Raw genomic sequence first — 4,259 nt, forward strand, 5'->3', positions numbered from 1 at the left:
TCGTCGCCCTCCTGGACGGCGGCCGGCTGCGGCGCGCGGTGCGAGGCCGTGCCGGTGACGGGCAGGCGCGAGGCCTGGTCCTCCCACACGCGCACGAGGGCCGGGGCCCCGCGGTGGCGGGTCCCCAGGCGCAGCCGGGCGGCGCCGAGGCCCGAGCGGTCCTCCGCCTCAACCAGGAGGCTGGGGGTGCCCCCCCGGAAGGTCTCGACGGCGACGTCCGGGTCCCCCAGGACGACGACCTGCGCCCGGTGCCCGCTCCGGTCGGGCCGGGCCAGGGCCACGAGCAGGCGGGCGGTGGCGGCCGTGCAGTCCTGGTAGTCGTCGACGATAACGAGGTCGGGCACGGGACGGGGCTCGGTCACGCCCTCGTGCTCCCAGGCGGCCAGGGCCTCGATGGCGCGGTCCTGGATGCGGGCGGAGTCCATGCGCCGGGTCTCGCTGCGCCGCTCGGCGCTCGCCCGCCCCTGGGCGTCCCAGGCGCGCAGCAGCGCGGAGGCGGGCCCCCACAGGGGCACGTCGAGGCGCTGCCCCCAGTCGGCCAGGTCCTCGGCCGTGACGCCGAGCTCGCCGGCGCGGGCCAGGAGGTTGCGCAGCTCGGTGCGGAAGGCCCGCGAGGTGACGGCCTCGGCGGGCAGGCCGGGCCACTGGATGGGGTGCAGCAGGGAGGCGAGCGCCGCGTCCTCCTCCGCACCGGCGAGCAGGACGGGGGCGGGCAGGGGGTCCGCCCGGGCGGTGAGGAAGGTGCTCAGGACGGTGAAGGCGTAGCCCGCGGGGGTGCGCACGCGCACCACGCCCCCGCCGCCGCCGGCGAGCAGCTGGGCCGCCCGGGTGCGCAGGAGGTCGGCGCGTGAGCGGGTCGGGGTGAGCAGGAGCGCGTCGCGCCCCCCGGTGACGGCCTGCGTGAGCAGGTGCAGGGCCAGCGTGGACTTGCCCGTCCCGGGGGCGCCGAGGACGACGAGGTCCTGCCCCTCGGCGGCACGGGCCAGGACCACGGCGGCGTCGTCATCGGGCCCGGGCAGGCCGGGGGGCTCCTGGGCGGGCAGGAGGCGCACCGCCGGTGCCCCGGCGCCCCCCGTGGTCGCGTCCGCTGGTCCTCGTGCTGCTGTCACGGGACCATCACACCACGGGGCACTGACATGAACAGGCCCTCGAGCCACTGCCGCCGACCCCGACAACCCTGCCGCCGCCCTGCGCGCGGCCGGGGGCGTCCGCGCGACGCGAAACGGGGCTGTCGTGCCGCTCGTGGGGGCGACGGCCTGACACCGGGCCCCTAGGATCGGCGCAGGAGGCGCCTGAGTCATCGGCGGGGCGCCGGACGCACGAGAGACGGAGCAACCATGCAGGTGACCATCGGTATCAAGCACTCCCCCCGCGAGCTGACCCTGGAGACCTCCGCGAGCCAGGAGGACGTGCTCGCCGCCCTCGCCGGCGCCTCCACGCAGGACGTGACCGTCAGCGACGACAAGGGCCGCAAGGTCTTCGTCCCGGCCGGCTCCCTGGCCTACGTCGAGCTCGGGGAGACCACTCCGCGCCGCGTCGGCTTCGGCGTCTGACACCGGCGCCTCGGGGACCGAGGGCGTTGCCGTCCCGACGGCGTCGCCCGGCCCCGGAGGTCTCCCCCGGTCCGGCGGTCCCCGGCTCGGGTGCCGCTCAGGCGTTGAGGCCCAGGCCCTGGACGCGCCGCAGGGCGCCGTCGGACAGCGCCTCGTGCAGGGCGGCCTGGGTGACCGGTCCCCCGAGCAGGTCGGGGAAGCCCGCCAGGACGCGCAGCAGGGAGCCGATCTCGTCACCGATGACCCGGCGCCCCCACAGGCCCATGCGGCCCGCCAGCTGCGCATCGGCCGTCACCCCCGGCAGGAGCTGGGCGGCGGCGAAGTCCTCGAAGGCGTCCTCGGCCAGCGCCCGTTCCAGGGGCTCGCGCGTGCCGTCGGGCAGCGCCGCCACGAGAGCGCGGCAGAAGTCCCGGAGCATCCCCAGATAGAGGTGGCTCTTGAGCAGGCGCTCGGCCCAGTCCGCCGGGCGCAGGCGCTCGTCCAGCTCGCCGAGGCAGCCCTGGTAGGGCTGGGCCGCCGTCGGCGCGTCGGTGCCCAGGGACCGCAGGAGGGCGTCGACGTCGGCGAAGGCGCTCACGCGCTCCGCGCTCATGCTCAGCAGCTCGGCCCGCTCGGCCATGCGGGGCGCCTTGCCCGCGTCCTTGGCGTGCCGGATGGAGGCCACGGTGCAGGAGAAGGCGACGAGGCCGGCGACGGCGGTGACGTGGGCGGGAGGCACGGTGGAGCTCATGGGCACAGCGTAGGCGTGCCGCCCGTCACCGCCGCCACGAGTGACATCGCCCACGAGCCGGCCGCCGGCGCACCACCTCACAGGGACCGAAGGCCCACCTGCGGCTAGGCTGGGCGCGTCCACGGTTGCCCGGTCGTCCAGCAGCCACACCCCGCCGGCCCCACGGCCCTGAGCGGGGCACGATTCACGATCGGCTGCCACACCCGCGACCGCGTCGCGCCACCGCCCCGGGCCCGAGGCCACGGGGAGCGGGCGCCTGCGCGCGCCGCGCCCGTCGGCCCGCCACGCGCGCCGACGGACCGCGTCAGCGCCGGCGGTCATCCACTGACCGGAGGAACCTCGTGCCGAACGAGAACCCCACCAGCAACACCACTGACACCCCTGAGGCCGTCGACGCCCCTGGCGCGACATCCGCCCCCGTGGCGCCCGCCGGCCCCACCACCGGCATCCTGGCCACCGAGGGCGCCCACGCGCCCGTCCTTCAGGAGGCCACGCCCGACATCACGGACGAGGGCGAGAGCGTCGACCTCACCCGGAAGACCTTCGCGGACTACGGCGTCGAGCCGGAGATCAGCGAGGCCCTGTCCGCCAAGGGCATCACCCACCCCTTCCCCATCCAGGCCCTCACCCTGCCGGTCGCCCTCGAGGGGCTCGACATCATCGGCCAGGCCAAGACCGGCACCGGCAAGACCCTGGGCTTCGGCATCCCGCTGCTCATGGACACGCTGGGCCCCGGCGAGGAGGGCTGGGACGAGGACCCCGCCGCCGGCTCCCCGCAGGCGCTCGTCGTCCTGCCCACCCGCGAGCTGGCCAAGCAGGTCGCCACCGAGCTCGGCCAGGCCGCCGCCAGGCGCACCGTGCGCATCGTCGAGGTCTACGGCGGGCGCGCCTACGAGCCGCAGATCGAGGCCCTGGAGAAGGGCGCGGAGGTCGTCGTCGGCACCCCCGGGCGCCTCATCGACCTCATGGAGCGCGGCGTGCTCGACCTCGCCCACGTCACCACCGTCGTGCTCGACGAGGCCGACGAGATGCTCGACCTCGGCTTCCTGCCCGACGTCGAGAAGATCCTGGCCCGCACCCGCCCGGACCGCCAGACCATGCTCTTCAGCGCGACGATGCCCGGCGCCGTCGTCGCCCTCGCCCGGCGCTACATGACCCAGCCCACGCACATCCGCGCCCAGGACCCCGGTGACGACTCGATGACCGTCACCACGGTCCAGCAGGTCGTCTACCGCACGCACGCCCTCAACAAGGTCGAGGTCGTCGCCCGCGTGCTGCAGGCCGAGGGGCGCGGCCGCACGATCATCTTCGCGCGCACCAAGCGCACGGCCGCGCGCGTGGCAGAGGACCTCGAGGCCCGGGGCTTCGCCACCGGCGCCCTGCACGGTGACCTCGGTCAGGGGGCCCGCGAGCAGGCGCTGCGCGCCTTCCGCAACGGCAAGGTCGACGTCCTGGTCGCCACCGACGTCGCCGCCCGGGGCATCGACGTCGACGACGTCACCCACGTCATCAACTACCAGTGCCCCGAGGACGAGAAGATCTACGTCCACCGCATCGGCCGCACGGGCCGCGCCGGCAGCTCGGGCACGGCCATCACCTTCGTCGACTGGGACGACACCCCGCGCTGGCGGCTCATCGCCAAGGCCCTGGGCCTGCCGCAGGAGGAGCCGGTCGAGACCTACCACACGAGCGAGCACCTGTTCGCGGACCTGCGCATCCCGGAGGGCGTCACGGGCACGCTCCCCCGCTCCAAGCGGACCCTGGCGGGCCTGAGCGCGGAGGCGATCGAGGACCTCGGCGAGACCGGCCGCTCGCGGCGCGACGGCGAGCGCGGCCGCAGTGGGCGCCAGGGCGGACGCGGCGGTCGTGGTCGTGACGGTCGCGGCCGTGACGGGGAGCGCTCGGGGCGCGGCGAGCGCGGCTCAGGTGAGCGCGGTGGCCGTGGGCGCGGCGAGCGCTCCCGCCGGGAGCAGGGT

General features: G+C 76.1%; 4 protein-coding genes. 2 read left to right on the plus strand and 2 right to left on the minus strand.

Annotated features, from left to right (window positions below; genetic code table 11):
- A partial coding sequence (locus H6X67_RS11605; RefSeq protein ID WP_249435554.1) for a UvrD-helicase domain-containing protein occupies window positions 1-1,109 on the minus strand: 1,109 nt, incomplete at its 3' end.
- A 228-nt stretch (window positions 1,110-1,337) separates the two neighbouring features.
- On the opposite strand from H6X67_RS11605, the gene H6X67_RS11610 reads away from it, so the two are divergent.
- A complete protein-coding gene (locus tag H6X67_RS11610) occupies window positions 1,338-1,553 on the plus strand; it encodes a DUF3107 domain-containing protein (protein WP_249367654.1) in 216 nt (71 codons plus the stop codon).
- Window positions 1,554-1,650: 97 nt separating this feature from the next.
- Here the strand turns inward: H6X67_RS11610 and H6X67_RS11615 are convergent, their stop codons facing one another.
- Complete coding sequence (locus H6X67_RS11615; protein ID WP_249367653.1) at window positions 1,651-2,283, minus strand: ferritin-like fold-containing protein; 633 nt, start codon at window positions 2,281-2,283, stop codon at window positions 1,651-1,653.
- A gap of 341 nt (window positions 2,284-2,624) precedes the next feature.
- On the opposite strand from H6X67_RS11615, the gene H6X67_RS11620 reads away from it, so the two are divergent.
- Window positions 2,625-4,259, plus strand: a 1,635-nt coding sequence (locus H6X67_RS11620) for a DEAD/DEAH box helicase (RefSeq protein ID WP_502797335.1), incomplete at its 3' end; no start/stop codon positions are given.

It is taken from the genome of Actinomyces sp. AC-20-1 (assembly GCF_023369555.1).
Classification (GTDB): Bacteria; Actinomycetota; Actinomycetes; order Actinomycetales; family Actinomycetaceae; genus Actinomyces.